Source organism: Corynebacterium pacaense, assembly GCF_900169525.1.
Lineage (GTDB): Bacteria > Actinomycetota > Actinomycetes > Mycobacteriales > Mycobacteriaceae > Corynebacterium > Corynebacterium pacaense.
This window is the reverse complement of record NZ_LT821240.1, coordinates 126,536-149,061: the sequence shown is the minus strand read 5'-3', so window position 1 is coordinate 149,061 and position 22,526 is coordinate 126,536. Positions and strand designations below refer to the sequence as shown.

Genomic DNA, 22,526 nt, shown 5'->3' with positions numbered 1-22,526 from the left:
GCTGCAGTGCGGGTGGGAGAAGATCCCGGTGTGTGGTTTATTCAACATTCTGCATTATATGCATACTTCGGTGTGTTCTACGCACGGGGCTCAGCTACCGTGCCATCCGCGCAGGTGATCCGACCCCGCAGGATGGTGTGGGTGACCCTCGCGTCAAAGTCCATTCCCTCAAAGGGCGTATTGGTCGACTTCGAGGCCATGTCCGCTCCATGGACCGTCCAGGTGCGCCCCGGATCGACGATGGTCAGGTTCGCCGGCTCCCCCACCGCGATCGGACGACCCTGACCGGGCAGTCGGGTGATTTCCGCGGGCCGTTCGCTCATCACCCTTGCCACGAAACGCCAGTCGGCCAATCCCGGGGCGACGAAGACCGCGGCGATAATCGCCAGCGAGGTCTCCAGACCCAGCATGCCAGGCTTGGCGTTCTCGAACTCGCAGCACTTGTCCTCCGAACCGTGGGGCGCGTGGTCGGTTGCCACAATGTCGACCGTGCCGTCGAGAAGTGCCTCCCGCAGCGCCTGCACGTCCCGGTTCTCCCGGAGCGGTGGATTGACCTTGTTCACCGCGTCATAGGTGGCCAGCCGCTCGTCGGTGAGCGTCAGGTGGTGCGGGGTGACCTCGGCGGTGATCGGGATGCCCTGGGCCTTCGCCCAGCGCAGCAGCTCCACCGTCCCCTCGGTGGAGGCGTGACAGATGTGGATGCGGTTTCCATAGTCCCGCGCCAGCAGGGCGTCGCGGACCACGATGGACTCCTCAGCCACCCGCGGCCATCCGCGGAGCCCGAGGCGGGCCGCGTTGCCACCCTCGTGGGCGACCGAGCCGACGGTCATCCGGTGATCCTCACAGTGCTGGGCGAGCAGCACGTCCAGGCCCCCGGCGTACTCGATCGCCCGGCGCATGAGCTGCGGGTCGTCGACACACCTGCCGTCATCGGAGAACATGCGCACCCGGGCTTCCGAGCGCGCCATCATCCCGAACTCGGTAAGCTCCCTACCCTCGAGCCCCCTGGTAATCGATCCGACCGGATGGACATCGCAGAGACCGGTGTGCTGACCCTTGTACCAGACGGACTCGGCAATCACCGGCTGGTCCATCACCGGTGAGGTGTTGGCCATGGTGAACACGGCGGTGAATCCACCCCTGGCCGCGGCGGCTGAGCCGGTGGCGATGGTCTCGGTGTCCTCCCGCCCCGGCTCACGCAGGTGCACGTGCATGTCCACCAGGCCCGGAAGCAGCACCCCTCCCCCGCCATCAATGACGCGGTCGGCCTCGTCCTCGGGCCAGGCGGAGTCCACGGAGACGATGACGCCGTCCTCAACGAGGATGGACACCGGCTCCCCCTCACCGTAGGGGCGGACGTTTGTAATCAGCAGTGCTCCCGGCTCCGCCGGTGAAAGCTCCCCGGTCGCCGGATAGTCGGAAGAGGTCATCTCCGGGTTTTCCTTCCTTGTCATCATGGTCATCCCCCTAGATCCCGGCGTCCGCGCCCGCAATGAGGGCGAACAGGACCGCCATACGCATGTGCACGCCGTTACTGACCTGCTGCAGCACCGCGGTGCGCGGCGCATCCGCGACACTGAAGTTGATTTCCATTCCCCTGAGCATCGGGCCGGGGTGCATGATGATCGCGGTGTCCTTCATCCGGGACTCACGTTCCGTGGACATTCCGTAGAAGGCCGCGTACTCGCGGTGGGAGGGGAAGAAACCGCCCTGCATGCGTTCCTGCTGAACTCGCAGCATCATCACGGCGTCGGCCCCGACGATCTCGGCGTCCATCTCATGGGAGGTGCGCACCGGCCAGTTCTCCACACCGGCGGGCAGCAGCGTCGGAGGCGCGACGAGAACAACCTCAGCACCCATGGTCGAGAGCAGATCAACGTTGGAACGCACCACACGCGAGTGCAGGCAGTCACCGACAATGACGATCCTGCGGCCCTCGATGCCACCGAGGCGCTGCCTGATGGTCAGCGCATCCAGGAGCGCCTGGGTGGGATGCTGGTGCGAACCGTCCCCCGCGTTAATTACGCTCGGCCCGACCCCGCCGGGTGCCACATACTGCGCCAGCTGCTGGGCGGCGCCGGAGGACGGGTGCCGCATGATGATCGCATCCGCGCCGATCGCCTTCAGCGTCAAGCCGGTGTCCTTGAGTGACTCGCCCTTCTTCACCGAGGAGGAGGACGCGGAAATGTTGATCACATCCGCACTCATCCATTTGCCCGCGGTTTCAAAGGAGGAACGGGTGCGGGTGGAGTTCTCGTAGAAGAGGGTGAAGATGGTCCGCCCACGGAGGGTGGGCAGCTTCTTCACCTCGCGTCCCTCCAGAGCCTCGCGGAACCGCTCCGCCTCGTCCAGCAGCCCGGCGATCTCCTCGCGGGAGAGATCGGCGATGGACAGGAGGTGCTTCATCAGCTCTCCCCCCCGAAACGGGTGAGGGTGACCGCATCCCTGCCGTCGATCTCCTTGAGCAAAACGGTGACGTCCTCGGCACGGGCGGTGGGGAGATTCTTGCCCACATAGTCCGCGCGGATTGGCAGCTGCCGGTGTCCGCGGTCGACCAGCACGGCGAGCTGAATGTAGTTCGGCCTGCCGACATCGCGCAGGGCGTCGAGGGCGGCGCGGATACTGCGTCCGGAAAACAGCACGTCATCAACGAGGATGACGGTGACATTGTCGATTCCGCCCGTGGGAATCGATGTGGGCTGCAGCGCCCTGTGCGGCTTGCTCCTGAGATCATCACGGTAGAGGGTGATGTCCACCGCGCCGGTGGGAACCCTTACTCCGGAGAACTCCTCGATCTTCTCCGCCAGGCGATTCGCCAGCGGAACTCCGCCCGATGGAATGCCGAGCAGTAGAACCTGGTCCGCGTCCGTGGAATCCAACGCGGTCTTCTCAATGATCTGGTGCGCGATGCGCGCGACGGTACGGCCGACTTCCTCCTCATTGAGGAGTTCCAGTACGGTGCCTGCTCGTTCGCTCATCGTGACCTCCTTCCCCGCCTCTCAGTGCGGTCCGTTAAAGGATGTCCAATTGTGCCTGCCGGTGCCGAGTCATCCCCAGCACCACCATGACCCGAATTTCCCCCGGGCTGACTATGCTCGAGAGTCGTGCGTCATGGTTACGCTGAAAAATGCTACATCATCGTGAACGAAACTGTGACATGAGCACCGATAGATTCTTTATTGACAAGGACACCCGGATTACCCACCCTGGCATCCTTCCACCGTTTTCCAACTGACATGGAGAAGCCCCTGTGAGTCTGACTACCAGCCACTTTATCCCTTTTCCCCGCGAAGCGGTATGGGATTGGCACACTCGCACGGGTGCGGTCGCGCGCCTGACCCCCCCGTTCATCCCGATGTCACCGGTGTCACAGGCGGAGAGGCTCTCGGATGGCACGACCGTGTTCAGCCTGCCCGCGGGCCTGAAGTGGGTGGCCAGGCACGATCTCTCCGGGTACAACAGGGGCACCCGATTCACCGACGTGTGCATCTCTGCTCCGGCCAGGGCCCTTGCCAATTGGCGTCATGTGCACAATTTCGTCGACCAGGACGGCGGAACCCTGATCACCGATTCGGTGAGCACGCGGCTGCCCGCCGGCACGCTCCATGGAATGTTCGCCTACCGGCAGAATCAACTGCTCCAGGACATGCTGTCACTGGACCGCCTTTCCCTGCTTTCCGACGCCCCCACGAAACCACTGACCATCGCCATCACGGGGTCGAGGGGCCTCGTCGGCAGGGCGTTGACCGCCCAACTGCAGACGGGCGGGCACAAGGTGATCCAGCTGGTGCGCAGGGAGCCGAAACCCGGTCAGCGCTACTGGGACCCCAACAACCCCTCCTTCAACCTCCTCGATGATGTCGATGTGCTCATCCACCTCGCGGGCGAACCCATCCTCGGCCGTTTCAATCAATCGCACCGCGAGGCGATCCGGGAGTCACGGGTGCAGCCCACCAGATTCCTCGCGCAGCTGGTCGCGGAATCCACCCGATGCACGGCGATGATCAGTGCCTCGGCCATCGGCTACTACGGCTCGGCACGCGGTGGGGAGATCCTGAGCGAGGGCTCCGATCCGGGTGAGGGATTTCTCAGCGAGGTGGTCCGGGACTGGGAGGCTGCTACCTCACCGGCACGCGATGCCGGAAAACGGGTGGCACTGATCCGGACCGGGGTGGTACTGAGCGGTAGGGGGGGTATGCTCCCGCTGCTCAAGACACTGTTCTCCACGGGGCTGGGAGGAAAGTTCGGTGACGGATCGACCTGGTTCAGCTGGATCGCCCTCGATGATCTCACCGATATCTACTTCCGCGCCGCAATAGATCCGCAGGTCCACGGACCCATCAACGCCGCGGCCCCGAATCCGGTGATCAACGCGGATATGACCAGGGCACTGGCCAGCGAACTCAACCGGCCGGCCTTCATCCAGATCCCCTCCCTTGGCCCGAAAATCCTCCTGGGCAGTCAAGGGGCGGAGGAGCTGGCGCTGGCGGATCAACGCGTCAGCCCACGGCGGCTGGCCGACCTGGGTCACGTGTTCCGCTATCCCGAGATCAACGGCGCCATCGCCCATGAACTCGGCCGCGAGGAGCTTGCCGACGCCTCCGCGATCCGCGAACAGGAGGCGCGGGAGGCCGCGGACCGAAAAGTTGAGAAAGCGGAACTGAAGGCGGCGAAGAAGGCCGCACGGGCCGAGAACTCCGATGAGGTCGAGGAGAACATCATCTTTTCCATCATCAACTTCAGACGGAGGCGCGGGGACTAGTACAGGATCTGTAGGGTGGATCGGAACAACAATCTGACCTATTTCCCGATTGGATCACCCAAGTGACAGAAGAATCCTCACCCCACGAGGTCAGGACGCTGCGCCTTGACACCGTGGCCAGAATTCTCGACGAGGAACAGCTCGACTACCGACGTGAGGAGCACGGGGGCACGGACGTCATCCGCACCGGTTTCATCAACGCCGCCATCAGCATCGCCCAACTGGACGGTGCACTGGCCGTCGAGGCCATGTGGCGCGGGATGCCGCCGACCGCGCAGGCGGCGGAGGTGCTCGCGGCCACCAACGAGTGGAATCTCACCCAGTTCGCCCCCACACTGCGCTTCTTCGAGGCCGGCGAGGGCACGCTCGCCATCAACGGGGTCCGTCAGATTTCCACCGGCTCCGGAATCAGCTACAACCAGACGGGGGCGTTCATCATGAGCACGCTCGACGCGACGATCGCCTGCTTCACCTGGCTCGAACAGCAGTTTCCCGAACTTGTCACATGGGAGGACAATCACGATGACCACGTCTGATCCACACGCGGTGACCATCGATCAGGTGGTCCGCATCATGCGGGAATTCGGGATCACGCTGTCGGTGTCAACCGAACCGGACAGCCCCGCCCCGGTCGCATCCGCGAACCTCAACGGCTATCCCGTGATTTTCGCCCTGCTGGACTCCGTCCTCATCGTCCGCGCCGACCACGAGACCACGACGGCGGTGTCCGAGGGGGATCCGCGCTGGCATCTGGCATGCAACCAGGTCAACTGCTTCAACTTCGCCGCCAAGGCGGTTGCCATGGATCGCGGTGAGAAGGTCATCGTCCGCGCCGAGAAGGACATCCCCGTCGCGGCGGGCCTCACCGACACCCAGCTGTCCATGGCACTGAAGGTGGCCATCGACCACGTGCTCGGCGTCCAGAAGGCCGTTGAGGAGGCCGGGACGCAGCTCGGTCAGGGGGTCTAGGGACGTTCCCCGGGGGCTCCGGTGTTCGGCTCATCACCGTGCGGGTGAAGATCCGGTTCCTCCTCATCGAGGGAATCGTCCCACGGAGCCGGTGGCGCGGAGGTGTCCTCGGCCGGTGACGTGGCGTGTGGATTCGCGGCACGGTCCCTCAACTGATCGACCTTGGACGCCATCGCGTCCAGGGTTGCGTTTATGTATGCGCTGGAGTTGTCGGTGGAATACTCTGAGGCGATTTCCACCGCTTCCACGACCGTGGTCGGGACGGGGACCTCGTGGTTGAACAGCATCTCCCAGGCCGCGACGCGCAGAATCGCACGGTCCACCGATGGCAGCCGGTTCAGCGTCCAGGTATCGGAGATGTGCTCGTCGAGAATCGTGTCGATGCCATCGAGTTCAACGGCCACACCCTCAACGATGGTTGCGGTGTACTCGGCGACCGGAGCCACCGCGGCGTCGGTGCCCACCGACAGTGCCCTGCGATCATCGATGATCGCCACCGGGTCCACGTCGCGGGATTCCGCCTCGAAGAGGATGTCCACCGCACGGCGACGTGCCTTGTACCTGGATCCGTGACGCTTATGGCCTTTCAGACGCTCACTCACGTTGAGTTCTCTTAGTTCCTGTTCGCATAGGGGAAGGCGGTGTGGGATCCGCCCTCCATGAGGGGTGGTGCCTAGTTGTTCACACGCGAGAGGTAGGAGCCGTCCCGGGTGTCAACCTTGAGGACGTTTCCGGTCTCAATGAACAGGGGCACCTGGATCTCGGCTCCGGTCTCCAGGGTCGCGGGCTTGGTGCCCCCGGTGGAGCGGTCGCCCTGCAGGCCTGGGTCGGTGTGCTCGACACGGAGATCAACGGAGACGGGCAGCTCACCGAAGAGGGCCTCGCCCTCGTGGAAGGATACCTGGACACGCATGTTCTCCAGCAGGAAGTTTCCGGCGAACCCGAAGGAATCATGGGGCAGTTCCACCTGCTCAAAGGTCTTGTCATCCATGAGAACGTAGGAGGAGCCGTCATTGTAGAGGTAGGTCATGTCGCGGCGGTCCACGGTGGCGGTCTCAACCTTGACACCGGCGTTCCAGGTCTTGTCCACGGTCTTGCCCGTGACCACGTCCTTGAGCTTGGTGCGCACGAATGCGGGGCCCTTGCCCGGCTTGACGTGCTGGAACTCGATGATCTGCTGCAGCTTGCCGTCGATCTTGAGCACAAGACCGTTCTTGAAATCAGCGGTTGTTGCCACGGATTTGATCTCCCTCGTGGTTGGCTTTAGGTGTGTCACCGCATCCCGCATGCGCGAATCGCGGTGACTGAATAGCTCACCCAGATTACACCACGCGGAGGTCCTTCCCCACCTTGGTGATGATTTCCGGCGCACCGTTGGTAATGATCAGGGTATCCTCAATGCGCACCCCGCCCCTGCCCGGGACGTAGATTCCCGGTTCGATGGTCAGTGTGGAACCGGCTTCGAGCACCCCTGTGGAGGTGCGGGCCGCACTGGGCGCCTCATGGACCTCGAGGCCGATGCCGTGTCCGGTGGAATGCACGAAATACTCCCCGTACCCACCGTCCTCAATGACGGAACGGCAGGCCAGATCGATGTCGGAGAGCTTCGTTCCGGCATATGAGGCCTCCACTCCGGCCAGCTGGGCCCGGAGCACGAGGTCGTAGATCTCTGTTTCAAAGTCACCGGCCTCGCCCATGATGATGGTCCTGGTCATGTCCGAGTTGAAGCCGCGCGCGTGGGCACCGAAATCAATGGTGACAATGTCCCCGTGCTGGATCACCCGCTCCCCCGCGCCGTGGTGCGGTTTCGCGGAGTTCGGGCCGGAGGCGACGATCGTATCAAAACTCGGACGCTCCGCACCGCCCAGGCGCATGCGGTACTCCAGATCCGCCGCCACCTGGCGTTCGCTGCGGCCCTGGGCCAGTTCACCGGCGGCGATGAGATCCTCGAAGGCCTGGGAGGCCAGCTGCGCCACCTCCCGGAGCCGATCGAGCTCGAAGGGATCCTTGATCAGACGGATTGATTCCACCACGCCGGTGACCGGGAAGAGGTTGACATCCTCATTCAGTGCCGCGGTCAGTGACTCCAGTTGTGCGACGGTGGTCTGGGCCGCCTCGAAGGCCACCCTTCGCGGTCCCTCGACCGTCCTGAGGAGCTCGACCGCGGAGTTACGTTCAATCAGTGCGTCGATATCGGGTACCTCCTCCGCGATCTGGGTGGTGTATCTGCCATCGGTGCAGATTCGTGCGGACAGATCCTTGTTCAGCAGCAGCGCACCGTTGGAACCGGTGAAGCCGGAGAGGTAGCGCACATGGATCGGGCTGGTCACCACAATCGAATCAATGCGCTGAGCCGCGAGCTTCGCAGCCAGTGCCCGCCTTCGGGTTGCAAACCGTGTATCTGCCAGTGGCATACTGTCACTCCTTCACTTCACGGGCCGGGCAGTGTTCCCGACCGGGTCACAAGATTGTCTCCGAATCTCCATTGGAGATTACGCCCAACTTAGTTGATCAGGATGGTCGGTGACGGCGGAACGTGCGGATTCAGCCTTCCGCCTCGCAGAAGTACCTCAGTGCGAGCTCGTATCCGGTGACGCCGAGACCGGCGATCACACCGCGGGCGATCCCGGAGAGGTAGCTGTGCCCGCGAAACGGTTCACGGGCGTGGACGTTGGAAATGTGCACCTCCACAAAACCGGCACCGTCGGCGACCTCCTGGAGCGCATCGCGCAGGGCGACGGAGGTGTGGGTGAATCCACCGGGGTTGATGATCACGGGATAGCCATTGTCCGCGGCGCCGTGAACGGCGTCGATGAGGTCTCCCTCGTGGTTGGACTGCACGAAACCGACGGTCACACCGAGGCTGGCTGCGCTCGAGGTGATTCGTTTCTCCACATCCGCGAGGGTCGTGGAACCGTAGACCTCCGGTTGGCGTTTGCCCAGTCGGTCGAGATTGGGTCCGTTGATGATCAGGATGTGCACGTGCGGCCTTTCGTGGGTGCGGGGGTTGAGGGGCGGGGGCTAGTTACTGCTGATGTCCTCGTAGGCGGCCAGCAGCTCCTCGCGGCCGGGTCCCTCGAGTCTGGTCACATCGCCCACGCCTCGCAGGGCGACGAAGCGGATGTCGCCGTCACGGTTCTTCTTGTCCCGGGTCATGCCCTCATAGAGCTGATCGAAGACGGAGCCGGTATATGTAGTGGGTAGACCCACCGATTCCAGAATGGCGCGGTGGCGTTCAAGCAGCCGGGCGTCGATGAGCCCCGCGCGGTGAGAGAGATGGGCGATGAACATCATGCCGACGGCCACCGCGTTGCCGTGCCTCCACCCGAAGTGTTCCCTGAGCTCAACGGCGTGGCCGAAGGTGTGACCGTAGTTGAGTATTTCGCGGAGACCTGATTCCTTCAGATCCTGCCCTACCACGGCCGCCTTGACGGTCACCGAACGCGCAATCAGCTCAGGGAGGTTCGAATCCCCGGGTGTCGTCCGCAGGCAGGCGGCAGGGTCGGTTTCATAGAGATCCAGGATCACCGGATCGGCGATGAAACCGGTCTTGATGATCTCCGCGGAGCCGGCGATGATCTCATCCTCAGGAAGGGTGCGCAGACGGTTGATGTCGATGAACACCGAATCCGGTTCATGGAAGGCTCCGACGAGGTTCTTCCCCGCGGAGGTGTTGATGCCTGTCTTTCCGCCCACCGCGGCATCGACCATTGCGAGCAGCGTGGTGGGCACCTGGATGACACGGACCCCTCGCATCCAGGCCGCGGCGATGAAGCCGGCGAGATCGGTGGCGGCACCGCCACCGAGCCCGATGACTATGTCACGGCGTCCGAAGGCCGCCTCACCGAGGGCGTCCCAGCACCGTCCCGCCACCTCCAGGGTCTTGGCGGCCTCGGCATCGGGAACAGCCAGCTGCTGCACCCGGACCCCGGCTGCCGCGAATGCGGACCCCAACTCCGCGGCGACCCCCGCCATCGCGGGTTGGTGCACGATGGCAACCTGGGCCGCACCGGAGTGTGCCACGCGGTCGACGATCAGGGATCCGAGGTTCTCGCCAATGGTGACCTCGTAGGGGGATGCACCGTTGACGGTGACGGTGGTCGAAACAGTAGCCTCGGCGCTCACTGGCGCTCACAACCTTTCATGGTTTTTGGTCACGGGGGACAGCTAGTCCTCGGTGTTGTCCAGGTGTGCGAGCACCTGTGCCACAACCTGCTGGGGACTGCGGGAATTTGTGCGCACCCTGTATGTGGAGACCTCCCGGTAGAAGGGGCGGCGCGCCTCCAGCAGTCCACGGTAGTGCTCGGCGGGGTTGTCCGCCGCTAATACGGGTCGAGTTCTCTCCCCCGCGGTCCGGCGCACACCCTCCTCGACGGAGACGTCGATCCACACCACATCGTGGTCCCTGAGGAGTTCGCGGGTGGAGGCGGTGAGCACCGCACCGCCACCGAGACTGACCACGCCGTCGCTGTGCAGGGCCTCCGCGACGTGCTTCGCCTCCAGTTCGCGGAAGCGTTCCTCGCCGAGTTCGGAGAAGACCTCACCGCAGGATTTGTTCATCGCCTGCTCAATGAGCTCATCGGAATCGACCAACCCGGTGTTGAGCGCCCGCGCCAGCCGGCGGCCGATGGTGGACTTTCCAGCGCCGGGCGGGCCGACGAGGACGACCAGGGGACGCAGTGGGCTATTCACCGTCATTGAACTCCAATCGCCTGGTCACCCTCGCCACATAGGATTCAATGCTGTCCCTGGTCTCCCCGAGCGAATCACCGCCGAACTTGGTCAGAACAGCGCGGGCGAGTACCAGTGCCACCATCGCCTCGGCGACCACGCCTGCCGCGGGCACGGCACAGACGTCGGAACGCTGGTGGATGCCCGTCGCCGGGCTTCCCGACGCCATGTCCACGGTCGACAGTGCCCTGGGTACCGTTGAGATCGGCTTCATGGCGGCGCGCAGACGCAGGGTTTCACCGTTGGTCATCCCGCCCTCGAGACCGCCGGCACGGTTGGTGCCGCGGTGTAGCCCCCGCGCGTCCCGGAAAATCTCGTCATGGGCCTCGGATCCACGGCGTCTCGCTTCCGCGAAACCATCTCCGACCTCCACGCCCTTGATCGCCTGAATTCCCATCAGGGCGGCGGCGAGCTGCGCATCGAGCCGGTCCTCACCGGAGATGTGGGAGCCCAGGCCGATGGGCAGTCCCTCCACGATGACCTCGACGATGCCGCCGAGGGTGTCCCCTGCCTTCTTCGCCGACTCGATCTCGGCGATCATGGAGACCTCCGCATCGCTTCCGAAGGCGCGGACGGGGGAATCGTCGATGGCGCCGATGTCGGCGAAGGAGGGTGCGTCACCGTCATAGGGGTCGGAGGCGCCGATGGAGATGACGTGGGAGAGAACCTCCACCCCGAGGGTTTCCCTGAGAAGCGACCGTGCAACCGTCGCGGCGGCGACGCGCGCGGCGGTCTCCCTTGCCGAGGAGCGCTCGAGAACGTTGCGGGCGTCATCGAAACCGTATTTGAGCATTCCCGCGAAGTCCGCGTGTCCGGGGCGCGGCCTGGTCAGTTTGGCTCCGCGGCCGGAGGCAAGGGCCGCCGCGTTCTCGGGGTCGTCCAAGTCCAGGGCGTCGGAGGACATGATGGTGGTCCACTTCGGCCATTCGGTGTTGCCGATCATGATGGCGATCGGGCTTCCCAATGTCAGCCCGTGACGGATTCCACTGAGGAAGGTCAGTTCGTCCTGTTCAAACTTCATGCGGGCCCCGCGCCCGTACCCCAGTCGGCGTCGCGCGAGCTGGTGCGCAACCTCATCCTTTGACAGCGGCACACCCGCTGGCATGTGTTCAACCAGGGCAATCAGTGCCTGGCCGTGGGATTCACCTGCTGTTGTCCATCGAAGCATGCCTAGCATTATCGCATGAGCCGGGAAATATGGGAGTAATCGGCCACCTCATGCCGCAATCGCCACAACCGTCGCGATCGCCATACCCGGCCCGTGGGGGATCTCACCACCGCGTCCCCCGCGCAGAACACGGGAGCCGGCAAGGGATACTATCGACGCCCCCACCACGGCACCGACCCAGGCCGCGGGTGCGGCGGAGGCCGCCACGATCCCGAGTCCGAGGGCGAACTTGATGTCCCCACCCCCGATACCACCCACCACGACGCCGGTGAGCAGATAGATGCCGGCCCACCCCACACCCCCGAGAATCCATGTGGGATCATGCGCAAGTGCCCAGGCGGCCGCCACCGCGGCACCCGGAAGGGTCAGCTGATCGGGCAGCCGGTGGACGCGGACATCAATGAGACTCAGGCACAGCACCCAGAAAAGGAAAAGAACCGTCACATCCCTGTTGGACTCCGCGGAGGTGGCTCCGGGTTCCCCGGGCCGGTCAGGCGGTGATGCCCAGGGAGGCGTCCAGGGCGGCACGCATCGCCTCCCTGGGTGCGCGCAGGCCGGTGAACTGCTCGAACTGGCCATAGGCCTGGCATGCCAGCATCACCTGGCCACCAACCGCAGGCAGGTGCCTCTGCCTGGCGCGTGCGACAAGCGGGGTCGGCCACGGATCGTAGATCACATCAAGCACGGGGGCGGTGCACAGCGCGTCCTCGATTCCCGCGATGGCGACGGAGGGAACCGTGGAGATGACCACGGCTGCGTCCGCGGTCTCGGAACCCGGATCGCCGTCGATGGCGGTGTGGGACAGCGTCGTCTCCGATCCCCCGACCAGCGGCGCCAGCTCCGCAACCCTGTCGCTCCGGTTGATCACGGTGATGTGTGCGACGTGGGCGTCGACAAGCGCGCGGATCGCGGGGCGGGCGGTGCCACCGCCGCCGACGACCACCGCCTTGAGTCCTGCGAGCGACTGCTCCCCAAGCAGTTCCGCGAGCGCTCCGCGGATTCCATCGACATCGGTGTTATCGGCACGCCACCCTGTGCCGGTCCGGACCAGGGTGTTGGCGGAGCCGATCAGACGGGCACGTTCGGTAGCCTCCTCCGCGAACGCCAGTGCCGCGAATTTGGCCGGCATGGTCACCGAGAGTCCACGGTAGGAATCATCGAGGGAGTTGACCAGCCGCGGCAGGGACTCGGCGTCGCACTCGAAACGACCGTACTCCCAGTCGTCCAGGCCGAGAGCCACGTAACCGGCGTTGTGCAGCACAGGTGAGCGGGAGTGCTCGATCGGCCGACCCAGAACGGCGGCGCGGTGGATGATCGACCGGTTCATCGGTTACTGTCCAGAACGCCGCTTTCGAGTGCACGCCGGGTGTCCTCCTGGTGCTGCTCGAAGGTGTCATTGAACACCGTCGTCCCGCTGGAATCGATGGTGACGAAGTAGAGCCAGCTGCCCTCCGCCGGATTCTCCATCGCGTGCAGCGCCTCCAGCGAGGCCGCGGCGATCGGGGTCGCCGGAAGTCCATCCCTGGCGTAGGTGTTCCACGGTGTCTCGGTGGCGCGATCCTCATCTGTGGTCGCGACCTCCTGCTCGGACAATCCGTAGTTCACGGTGGAATCGAACTGCAGGGGCATGGGAAGCGCCAACCGGTTGAGTATCACGCGGGCCACCTTGTCGAAGTCCCCCGCCGGCGCCTCGCGTTCAATAAGCGAGGCCGCGGTGAGCAGCTCGTAGGGGGTCAGCCCGATGACACGGGCCCTGCCCTCGATATCGGTATCGGCGAACTGCGTGGCTGAGCGGGTGATCAGATCCCGGAGAATCCCCCTGGCGTCATCCTCGGGATTGACCACGTAGCGCCCGGGCATGATCAGGCCCTCCAACCTCTTGGGGTCATTTCCCCGCGATTCCACGGCGGCGATGGCCCACTGCGGGACGCCGAGTTCCGCGGGCGCAACGGTGGAGGCTATCTGCTGAAGCGACTGCGCGGTGATGCAGTTGGTCGAACCGGCGGTGCAGGTCACCTGGGCGATCTGGGAGAAGATGCCGAGCCTGGTGGCGCCGCCGACGACAGTGACATCCATCAGGGTGGCGCCGCCGTGAATATCGAGCAGATCCACCTGGTTCGCGGGATCGAGCAGGGCGGACACCGCTGAGGCCGCGCTCATCTGTTCCTGCAGACGAAAGAACCCCGGCTGAATACTGGCTGCACCCGGATTGGCCGCGGCCGCGGACTGGAAGGACGCGTTCGAGGCGATGATTCCGCGCTCGACGAGCTCGGGACCGATCTCCGACATGGAGGATCCCTCGGGGATTTCGACCAGCTGCATGGTTCCGTTTCCGCTTCCCTCATAGTCCGCAACCACGGAACTGTGATTGGAGGTGGCGACTCCGATGTAGATCGTCGCGCCGATGAGCAGGATGACAGCTGAGATCACGACGGCGATGAATCGCTGACGCCTCTTGACGTAGACGGGTTCCATCCGTCTTCCCTTGAAGGTGGCGCGGGCGTGCCTCTTGCCTGTCATTCCGGGAGGTTTCCCTTCTCGTCTGCTGCCGCGAGGGCATTGGCGCGACCATCCAACCAGGTCTGCAGAATGGCAACCGCAGCCGCCTGATCAATGATCTTGCGCCCCGACTTCTCCGAGACCCCCGAGGCGCGCAGTGCGTGGGTCGCGGCGACGGTGCTCAGGCGTTCGTCGCCCATCCGCACCGGGACCCCGCTGCCCTCGGCCTCAAGTCTGCGGCGGATCCGGAACGCGATCTCCCTGGCGTGCTTGACGCTTGCGGAACCGTTTCCCTTCAGATCGGCGGGCAGTCCAACGACCACTTCAACCACCTCGTACTCCCTGATCAGTTCGAGGATCCGGTCGATATCGCCAAGGTCACGGTCCTTGAAACCGGTCTGCCGTGGAATCGTCTCCACGGGGGTGGCGAGCACGGCGCCCCGATCGGATGAGGCGACCCCTATTCGGACGGTGCCCACGTCAACAGCCAGACGGCGGCCGGGGCCTGGGTCATCCTGTCCGGGAATATCGGGGTGGACCTTCATCTGGCTTCCGGGCTGCCTTTCTGCGTTGACTATTCAGATCACAATCTGAGCTGGGGAATCCGTGGTGTGGACTAACCTGTCGGCCACGGGCACTCCGCCTTGACCTCCGCGGATTGGTTATCGTTTTGTGATCATACTACGTGAACCACAGGTGAAATCCGGGTGCCCGGTGGAAAGCCCGATTCTAGAGGTTTCCGAATTCATCGCGCAGAGCGTTGAAACCGGCGTTGATACCTTCCGCCCTGGAGCCCGACCCCTGCGCCATGTCGGCCTTGCCCCCGCCCCTACCTTCGAGGTAGGTGCCCAGCACATTGACGAGCTTTCCTGCGTTGATTCCGCGGGCCACGGCCGGTTCAGTCACCGCGACCACGAACGGGACCTTGTCTCCGGCGGCGGAGGGGGCCGCGAGGACCACGACGCCCTCGCGCTGCCCGAGACGGTCCCTGAGAGTCGTAGCGACGGAGCGGAGATCGGCAGCGGAGGTGTCCGCGTCCATGGTGGTCAGCAGGACGCTGACACCACCGATCTCCTCCGTCGCCTCGAGCAGCCCGGCTGATTCATTCGCCAACTGTGCACGACGGAGGTTCTCGATTTCCTTCTCCGCAGCCCTGAGCTTGTCCACCAGCTGGGCCACCCGCTCGGGAAGCTCCTCTGAGGGAGACTTCAGAGAGGTGGCCAGCCCCTCGGCCAATGCGCGCTCCCGGGACAGATAATTGAAGGAATCCAAACCGGAGTACGCCTCGATGCGGCGCACTCCGGAACCGATCGAGGATTCGCCGAGCAACGCCACGGGGCCGATCTGGGATGAATGAGCCACGTGGGTGCCACCGCAGAGTTCCATTGAGAAGGGGCCGCCGATCTCAACGACACGCACGGTGCTGCCGTAGTTCTCGCCGAACAGTGCCATCGCACCCATCGCACGCGCCTCCTCCAGGGAGGTTTCGATGGTGTTTACGCTCCAGTCCGAATCCACGGCCTCGTTGGTGATTGCCTGGATCTGTTCAATCTGTTTCGGACTGAGCTGTTCGGTGTAGTTGAAATCGAAGCGGAGGTAGCCCGGCCTGTTCATCGAACCCGCCTGCACCGCGGTCGGCCCGAGAACCTGGCGCAGCGCGGCATGGATGAGATGGGTCGCGGTGTGTGCCTGACGGGCGGCGTGCCGCCATTTGCGGTCCACGCTTGCGACCACGCCGTCACCGATGGCGAGCTCTCCGCTGTCCACGACCGCCTTGTGGACCCACAGCTTCTTGCCGATCTTCTGGACATCACGTACCTCGAGCACGGTTCCACCGGCGACGATGTGGCCCCGGTCCCCGAGCTGTCCGCCGGACTCGGCGTACAACGGGGAATGGTCGAGGATCACCTCGACCTCCTGGCCCTGTCCCACCTCGGAGACCCTGACGCCGCCGGAGAGGATGCCGAGCACGCGTGCCTGGGATTCAAGCTCGGAAAAGCCCGTGAAGACGGTGGGATTGTTGTCCACCCATTCGCGGTAGATCGACAGGTCGGCGTGCCCGTGCTTCTTGGCCCGGGAATCGGCCTTGGCGCGTTCCCGCTGCGTCGCCATCAGCGATTCGAAGCCCTCGACGTCGACCTCGAGACCGGCCTCCGCGGCCATCTCGAGAGTCAGATCGATGGGGAAACCGTAGGTGTCATGAAGGGCGAAGGCGCGGGGGCCGTCGACCGCGCGTCCGCCGGCCGATTTGATCTCGGCCGCCGCCTCCTCGAAGAGATGGGTTCCGGAAACCAGAGTCTTCAGGAAGGCCCGCTCCTCGGTGATGGCGACCCGGAGAATCCGCTCGCGGTTGTCCGAAATCTCCGGGTAGGACGGCGTCATGGTGTCCATGATGGTGTTCATGAACGCCTCCATTGTTTCCCCGGTGGCTCCGAGGAGCCGGGCCGAACGGATGATCCTGCGCAGCAGACGGCGCAGGATGTACCCGCGCCCCTCGTTGCCAGGTGTGACACCGTCGAGTATGAGCATCATTCCCGTGCGGGAGTGATCGGCAATGACCCGGAACCGGATATCCGACTGCTGCTGACTGCCATACCGGGAGCCGGAAAGATCCTCGGCCACGTCGATGACGGGGCGGAGCAGATCGGTCTCGTAGACGTTTTCCACCCCCTGCAGGATGCAGGCCACACGTTCGACGCCGAGACCGGTATCAATGTTCTTCTTCGGAAGATCGCCGACGATCTCGAAGTTGTCCTTGCCCAGTCCGGCTCCGCGTTCCTTCTCCATGAAGACCAGGTTCCAGATCTCCATGTACCGGTTGTCATCGGCGACGGGGCCACCCTCGACCCCGTAGGCCGGTCCGCGATCATAGTAGATCTCCGAGCAGGGGCCGCAAGGGCCGGGAATACCCATGGACCAGTAGTTGTCAGCCATGCCCAGCCGCTGGATGCGTTCGGCCGGAACACCGACCTTCTTCTTCCAGATCTCGGCGGCCTCATCGTCATCGAGATAGACGGTCACCCACAGCCGATCGGGATCCAGGCCGAGCCCGCCGTCGTCCAGGGAACCGGTCAGCAGCGTCCAGGCATGGGTGATGGCACCCTCCTTGAAGTACTGGCCGAAGGAGAAGTTGCCCGCCATCTGGAAGAAGGTGTTATGGCGGGTGGTGATCCCCACCTCCTCGATGTCGAGGGTGCGCACGCACTTCTGAATGGAGGTCGCCGTGCCGTTGGCAAACGGCGGGGTCTGCTGACCGAGAAAATAGGGTTTGAACGGCACCATGCCCGCGTTCACGAAGAGCAGGTTCGGATCATCGAGAATCAGCGAAGCGCTCGGGACCGCCTGGTGTCCGGCCCTGACGAAGTGATTGGTGAAGCGCTCCCTGATCTCATGGGTCTGCACAGCGGTAACCTGCCTTTCGACTTCTCGGCTAAATGGTGCACCCCGTTCGGGGACGGGGTTGGACACCGTATGTGACAAGCAGCCACATTACCTTCCTTTGCCGTCCGCGCCTCAATCCGGGCTATTTTGCGCCCCGGATTATTCGCCGGAGTCTACCCAGGTAGCCCGAAATGCGCTTTTCACCGCCGTGCTCGGTGGGCTGGTAGTACACCGCCTCCCGCAACTCCTCAGGCAGATAGTCCTGCTGGACGACACCGCGCGGGTCATCGTGCGGATACCGGTATCCGACCGCATTCCCGAGTTTCTTCGCACCCTCGTAGTGCCCGTCCCGCAGGTGGGCTGGAACGGTGCCGATCCGCCCTCTTTTCACGTCGTCAAGCGCGGCATCGATCGCCCTGATCACCGACGCCGACTTCGGTGCGGTGGCCAGGTAGATGGTGGCCTGGGCGAGGTTGATCCGTGCCTCGGGCATCCCTATCAGCTGGACGGCCTGCGCCGCCGCGACCGCGATCTGGAGGGCGGCCGGATCGGCCATTCCGATGTCCTCGCTCGAGTGGACCACCAGGCGGCGGGCGATGAAGCGTGGATCCTCCCCGGCATCGATCATCCGCGCGAGGTAGTGCAGCGCGGCGTCGACGTCCGATCCCCGAATGGACTTTATAAAGGCGCTGACGATGTCATAGTGCTGATCTCCATCGCGGTCGTAGCGGACGATGGCCCTGTTCACATTCGACTTCACCGTGTCCACGGTGATCTCACCGCCCTCTGCAACCGCCTCGGCCGCCGCCTCGACGTAGGTCAGTGCCCGCCGCGCATCACCGCCTGCCAGGCGCACGAGCTGATCGACGGCCTCCGAAGTCGCCCTCACGCGGCCCGCGAGTCCGCGCGGGTCAACCAGCGCCCTGTCGACCACCGTGCGGATATCATCCTCGGACAGTGTCTCCAACTGGAGGATGAGGGACCGTGAGAGCAGCGGCGCCACGACCGCGAAGGAGGGGTTCTCGGTGGTTGCGGCGACCAGGAGCACGGTTCGGTTCTCCACCGCGGACAGCAGCGCATCCTGCTGGGTCTTGGAGAAGCGGTGGACCTCATCGATGAAGAGCACGGTCCGGACACCGTGGATGAGGTCGGTACGGGCGCGGTCGATCACCGCGCGGACCTCCTTGACCCCCGAACTCAACGCGGACAGCGCGATGAAGTGGTCACCGGTCGCGGCTGAAATCAACGAAGCGATTGTCGTCTTGCCCGTTCCCGGGGGGCCGTAGAGGATGACCGAGGCCTCACCGGACCCCTCGATCAGCCTGCGCAGTGGCCGACCGGCCCCGAGCAGATGCTCCTGACCGACCACCTCATCCAGCGTGCGCGGACGCATCCGGGCTGCAAGAGGGGCATGGGCACCGGGATGAAAGTACCGCTGCGCGCGCTCGGATCGCGAATCCTCCCCACCGGGGCCGGAACCCGGCGCTTCAAATAGTGAATCCTGGGCCATGTATCCTCAGGCCAGTCCGGAAGCCCTGAAGTCGGTGAGGTAGCCGACCACTTCCTTCGCGAATGCCGCAACCACCGCGAACCGTGTATCCGCACCACGGGAGGCGTAACGCTGGAGGGCGGTGTAGGTTTCGCAGAGGTCCCGACGGACCAACTCGTCATCGTGCTCACTGCGCGGAACCGCGCTGTCCTCGATGGCACCTTCCTCAAAGACCGAGCGCCCCTCCTCGGACTCCGCAACGGCGGTAAGGACGTTGGACATCGATCCCAGATGCATCAGTGCCACGCTTGACAGCGCCCAGCCGATCAACGCGGTGACGATCCGGGCCTGCAGGCGATCCTCGTTGTTGACATTCGGCCAGATTCCCCTGACCTCCTGGACCCAGGCGTCGGTGAGCTCGTCGACCTCATCATCGGTGATGGGATGGCTGAAAATGAACTGCGGGAAACCGGCGATCACGCAGGCGACGTCAAAGGTCGCGTCCCGGAAGCCCGCCACCTCATAGTCGAGGAAGTGGGTCCGCTCGGCCACGATGATGTTGTCCGGGGAGAGATCAAAGGGCGTGAATGCACGGTGGCGCCCGGAGATCAGTCGACGCTTGGCGTTGCCCGCGAACTCCTCGACCACGGGTGGAATACCGATCCCGGAGGCGCGCAGCAACTGCAGTCCCGCGTCGATCGAACCCGGGAACAGGCTGTCCCTGCGCCGTTGCATCTCGGCGGTCGCGGGGTACTTAGCGAGCATGCGTGTCATGAGAGTATCGAAATCGGCCTCGCGGTCGGCGGTGGCGGCGTGGAGGCTGCCCAGAGCCTGACCGAGGTTGCGCAGGATCTGCATGCGCTGATCCCCGGTACGCTGGTCCAGGAGATCGGCGAAGGTGTCACCGTTGCCGGAATCCGAAATGACGATGATCCGCTGATCAATGTCATAGGCCAGAAGAACCGGTCCGGGGCGAACGTCCTCGCTCAGCGATGTGGTGAATTGGTAGGCCACAACCTCGCGCACCAGTGCGGAATCATCGAAGAGGTCGCCGGTCGCCGGAACGTATTTCAATACGACGGAACGCTGCTGCAGGAAGGGTGAATTAGCCACCCGTGCACGCAGAACCGCGGCGGTCCCGGAACCGTTGAGTTGTTCGATCTCGGTGAGGTGCTGGGTTCCGCCGTAGCGTTTGGCTAGAAGTTCCTCGGCGATCTCGACGATCTCTTCGTTACTCAGCATTGGTGTCTTCTCCTTCAGAGGTACTTCGGTGCGGGTCCGGTGCGCACCCTGCTCCATCAGGAGGAGACACATAAACTGGAATGTCTCTGTCTTAGCGGGTGGTCCGGGATTGTCCTCCCGGTCCTGGCGCGCGGGGTCGGTGCCAAGGCTCCACCAAGGACCGGAACGCAACCACAACCCCAACTATGGTACCGACCACCGCGGAGGGGTGAAGGTGACTTGGCAGACTTCACCCCCGGTGTCGGGGAACCGCGCCGCCTACTTCTGGCTGGCGGTCTCGGAGTGCTCCGCCTTGTCCTGCTCTGCCTTCGGCTTGGCATCGATGCCCGATTCCCTGCGCTGCAGGGGCGTGATCGGTGCCGGGGCGTCGGTCAGCGGATCGACTCCACCTCCGGACTTGGGGAAGGCGATGACATCGCGGATGGAATCAAATCCCCCCAGCAGTGACACGATTCGATCCCACCCGAAGGCGATCCCGCCGTGCGGCGGTGCGCCGAAGGCGAAGGCATCGAGGAGGAAGCCGAACTTCTCGCGGGCCTCATCCTCGCCGATGCCCATGACCTTGAACACCCGCTCCTGGACATCGCGCTGGTGGATACGGATTGATCCGCCACCGATCTCATTGCCGTTGCAGACGATGTCGTAGGCATAGGCGTTGGCCTCGCCCGGGTTGGTGTCGAAGGTATCGAGGAACTCCGGCTTGGGGGAGGTGAAGGCGTGGTGGACCGCGGTCCACTTCGAGTGTCCGAGGGCGACGTCACCCGAGGCGGTGGCATCGGCGGCCGGTTCGAACATCGGGGCATCGACGACCCAGGTGAAGGCCCAGTCTCCCTCCCTGATCAGATCGAGCTTCCTGGCGATTTCGCCCCGTGCCGCCCCCAGCAGTGCACGCGAGGACTTGGTTTCGCCTGCGGCGAAGAAGATGCAGTCACCGGGCTGCGCGCCGACGTGTGCCGCGATGCCCGCGCGTTCGGCGTCGGTGATGTTCTTGGCCACCGGTCCGGAGAGCTCGCCATCCTCACCGACGAGGATGTAGGCCAGCCCCTTGGCGCCACGCTGCTTCGCCCACTCCTGCCAGGCATCGAGCTGACGGCGCGGCTGGGAGGCCCCACCCTGCATCACGACGGCTCCGACGTACTCGTTCTTGAACACGCGGAAGGATGTGTCCTGGAAGAATTCCGTGCACTCGGTGATCTCAATATCAAAACGCAGATCCGGCTTATCGGAACCGAACCGGCGCATGGACTCCGCGTAGGTGATGCGCGGTATCGGCCTGGGGATTTCGTATCCGATCAGTTTCCAGACCGCGGCGATGATCTCCTCGGCGAGCGAGATGACATCATCCTGGTCGACGAAGCTCATCTCGACATCGAGCTGGGTGAACTCCGGCTGACGGTCCGCGCGGAAATCCTCATCGCGGTAGCAGCGTGCGATCTGGTAGTACCGCTCCATACCGGCAACCATGAGCAGCTGCTTGAACAGCTGCGGTGACTGCGGGAGGGCGTAGAAGGTACCGGGACGCAGACGGGCGGGGACGAGGAAGTCACGGGCCCCCTCGGGCGTCGAACGCGTCAGGGTGGGGGTCTCGATCTCGGTGAATCCATGGGAATCGAGAACGCTGCGGGCTGCCTGGTTCGCCCTCGAGCGCAGGCGCAGCGCCTCGGCCTGTGCCGGGCGTCGCAGGTCGAGGTACCGGTACTTCAGCCGTGTCTCCTCCCCCACCTCGCCGGAGGAGGAGGCATCCTCAATCTGGAACGGCAGCGGAGCCGATTCATTGAGCACCTCGAAATCGGTAACGTTGACTTCGACATCACCGGAAGGCAGGTTCGGGTTCTCGGAGCCCTCGGGGCGCTTCTCAACCACGCCGGTGACGCGGAGGACGAACTCACTTCGCAGCGCGTGGGCACGGTGGGCGAGATCCTCATTGCGGAACACCACCTGGGCAATACCGGAGCGATCGCGCAGATCGATGAAGATCACGCCACCATGGTCACGGCGACGGGCTACCCAGCCGGTCAGAGTGACTGTCTGACCGGCATTTTCCTTACGAAGCTCGCCTGAGAGATGAGTGCGCAGCACGTGTACGGAGTCCTTCCACTTGGAGTAATTTCTATCGACGCCTAACGTTCTGTGGTCTTCCGGGGACGCCGGGCAATGGCGGAGACCAACCGGAGACAGGCAACAATGGCATTGTACTCGCCGGGTCCGGCCAACGGAGAACGAGGCGCCCAAGGTCGAGGGGACCGATACTTTTCAAGCTACCGTGATGTGCGTCCACCCCTTGT

General features: G+C 64.2%; 21 protein-coding genes. 3 read left to right on the top strand and 18 right to left on the bottom strand.

Translation table 11 applies throughout. The annotated features are described in order from the left end of the window. Positions 1-77: 77 nt before the first annotated feature. Genes B7E02_RS07850 through pyrR form a run of 3 tightly spaced genes read right to left on the bottom strand, consistent with a single transcriptional unit; the run spans position 78 to position 2,978 of the window. Entirely contained in the window at positions 78-1,430 is a 1,353-nt protein-coding gene (locus B7E02_RS07850; protein WP_080794768.1) for a dihydroorotase, read from the bottom strand. Between the two features lie 37 nt (positions 1,431-1,467). After that, the gene (locus B7E02_RS07845; RefSeq protein ID WP_080794767.1) at positions 1,468-2,406 is read right to left on the bottom strand and encodes an aspartate carbamoyltransferase catalytic subunit; all 939 of its coding nucleotides are present in this window, start codon (positions 2,404-2,406) and stop codon (positions 1,468-1,470) included. Further along, positions 2,406-2,978, bottom strand: a complete 573-nt coding sequence (gene pyrR / locus B7E02_RS07840) for a bifunctional pyr operon transcriptional regulator/uracil phosphoribosyltransferase PyrR (RefSeq protein WP_080794765.1) — start codon at positions 2,976-2,978, stop codon at positions 2,406-2,408. Before pyrR ends, B7E02_RS07845 begins: the two co-directional genes overlap by 1 nt. Before the next feature lie 272 nt (positions 2,979-3,250). On the opposite strand from pyrR, the gene B7E02_RS07835 reads away from it, so the two are divergent. From B7E02_RS07835 to B7E02_RS07825, 3 genes are all read left to right on the top strand, one after another. Beyond that, entirely contained in the window at positions 3,251-4,762 is a 1,512-nt protein-coding gene (locus tag B7E02_RS07835; protein ID WP_080794763.1) for a TIGR01777 family oxidoreductase, read from the top strand. A gap of 62 nt (positions 4,763-4,824) precedes the next feature. Further along, positions 4,825-5,298, top strand: a complete 474-nt coding sequence (locus B7E02_RS07830) for a YbjN domain-containing protein (protein ID WP_080794761.1) — start codon at positions 4,825-4,827, stop codon at positions 5,296-5,298. Next, positions 5,285-5,731 (top strand): YbjN domain-containing protein, encoded by a 447-nt coding sequence (locus tag B7E02_RS07825; RefSeq protein ID WP_080794759.1) that lies wholly within the window; start codon positions 5,285-5,287, stop codon positions 5,729-5,731. Before B7E02_RS07830 ends, B7E02_RS07825 begins: the two co-directional genes overlap by 14 nt. On the opposite strand, the gene nusB is transcribed toward B7E02_RS07825, so the two are convergent. The 15 genes from nusB to aspS form a co-directional block, all read right to left on the bottom strand. Continuing rightward, complete coding sequence (gene nusB, locus B7E02_RS07820) at positions 5,728-6,333, bottom strand: transcription antitermination factor NusB (RefSeq protein WP_080794758.1); 606 nt, start codon at positions 6,331-6,333, stop codon at positions 5,728-5,730. The two genes, B7E02_RS07825 and nusB, sit on opposite strands and share 4 nt — an antisense overlap. Positions 6,334-6,404: 71 nt before the next feature. Continuing rightward, entirely contained in the window at positions 6,405-6,968 is a 564-nt protein-coding gene (efp, locus tag B7E02_RS07815) for an elongation factor P (RefSeq protein ID WP_080796850.1), read from the bottom strand. An 85-nt stretch (positions 6,969-7,053) separates the two neighbouring features. Beyond that, a complete protein-coding gene (locus B7E02_RS07810; RefSeq protein ID WP_080794756.1) occupies positions 7,054-8,145 on the bottom strand; it encodes an aminopeptidase P family protein in 1,092 nt (363 codons plus the stop codon). A 130-nt stretch (positions 8,146-8,275) separates the two neighbouring features. Continuing rightward, complete coding sequence (gene aroQ / locus B7E02_RS07805) at positions 8,276-8,713, bottom strand: type II 3-dehydroquinate dehydratase (protein ID WP_080794755.1); 438 nt, start codon at positions 8,711-8,713, stop codon at positions 8,276-8,278. A gap of 39 nt (positions 8,714-8,752) precedes the next feature. After that, entirely contained in the window at positions 8,753-9,856 is a 1,104-nt protein-coding gene (gene aroB / locus B7E02_RS07800; RefSeq protein ID WP_080794753.1) for a 3-dehydroquinate synthase, read from the bottom strand. Between the two features lie 42 nt (positions 9,857-9,898). Beyond that, positions 9,899-10,429 (bottom strand): shikimate kinase, encoded by a 531-nt coding sequence (locus tag B7E02_RS07795; protein WP_080794751.1) that lies wholly within the window; start codon positions 10,427-10,429, stop codon positions 9,899-9,901. Beyond that, complete coding sequence (gene aroC, locus B7E02_RS07790; protein ID WP_080794749.1) at positions 10,416-11,630, bottom strand: chorismate synthase; 1,215 nt, start codon at positions 11,628-11,630, stop codon at positions 10,416-10,418. Before aroC ends, B7E02_RS07795 begins: the two co-directional genes overlap by 14 nt. A gap of 48 nt (positions 11,631-11,678) precedes the next feature. Beyond that, a complete protein-coding gene (locus tag B7E02_RS07785) occupies positions 11,679-12,074 on the bottom strand; it encodes a prepilin peptidase (RefSeq protein WP_245802223.1) in 396 nt (131 codons plus the stop codon). A gap of 46 nt (positions 12,075-12,120) precedes the next feature. Then, on the bottom strand, positions 12,121-12,957 hold the full coding sequence (locus tag B7E02_RS07780; protein WP_080794745.1) for a shikimate dehydrogenase: 837 nt from the start codon (positions 12,955-12,957) through the stop codon (positions 12,121-12,123). Next, entirely contained in the window at positions 12,954-14,150 is a 1,197-nt protein-coding gene (gene mltG, locus B7E02_RS07775) for an endolytic transglycosylase MltG (RefSeq protein WP_245802222.1), read from the bottom strand. Before mltG ends, B7E02_RS07780 begins: the two co-directional genes overlap by 4 nt. Beyond that, positions 14,147-14,674, bottom strand: coding sequence for a Holliday junction resolvase RuvX (gene ruvX / locus B7E02_RS07770; RefSeq protein ID WP_080794743.1), 528 nt, complete (start codon positions 14,672-14,674; stop codon positions 14,147-14,149). The genes mltG and ruvX overlap by 4 nt, the downstream gene beginning before the upstream one ends. A gap of 184 nt (positions 14,675-14,858) precedes the next feature. After that, complete coding sequence (gene alaS / locus B7E02_RS07765) at positions 14,859-17,531, bottom strand: alanine--tRNA ligase (RefSeq protein WP_080794741.1); 2,673 nt, start codon at positions 17,529-17,531, stop codon at positions 14,859-14,861. Positions 17,532-17,652: 121 nt separating this feature from the next. Next, positions 17,653-19,020: a replication-associated recombination protein A gene (locus B7E02_RS07760; RefSeq protein ID WP_080794739.1), complete on the bottom strand. Its 1,368-nt coding sequence runs from the start codon at positions 19,018-19,020 to the stop codon at positions 17,653-17,655. A gap of 6 nt (positions 19,021-19,026) precedes the next feature. Beyond that, entirely contained in the window at positions 19,027-20,241 is a 1,215-nt protein-coding gene (locus B7E02_RS07755; protein ID WP_080794737.1) for a phosphotransferase, read from the bottom strand. 258 nt (positions 20,242-20,499) lie between these two features. After that, positions 20,500-22,320 carry an aspartate--tRNA ligase gene (gene aspS, locus B7E02_RS07750; RefSeq protein ID WP_080794735.1) on the bottom strand — a complete coding sequence of 607 codons (1,821 nt, stop codon included), beginning with the start codon at positions 22,318-22,320 and terminating at the stop codon, positions 20,500-20,502. Positions 22,321-22,526: the final 206 nt, after the last annotated feature.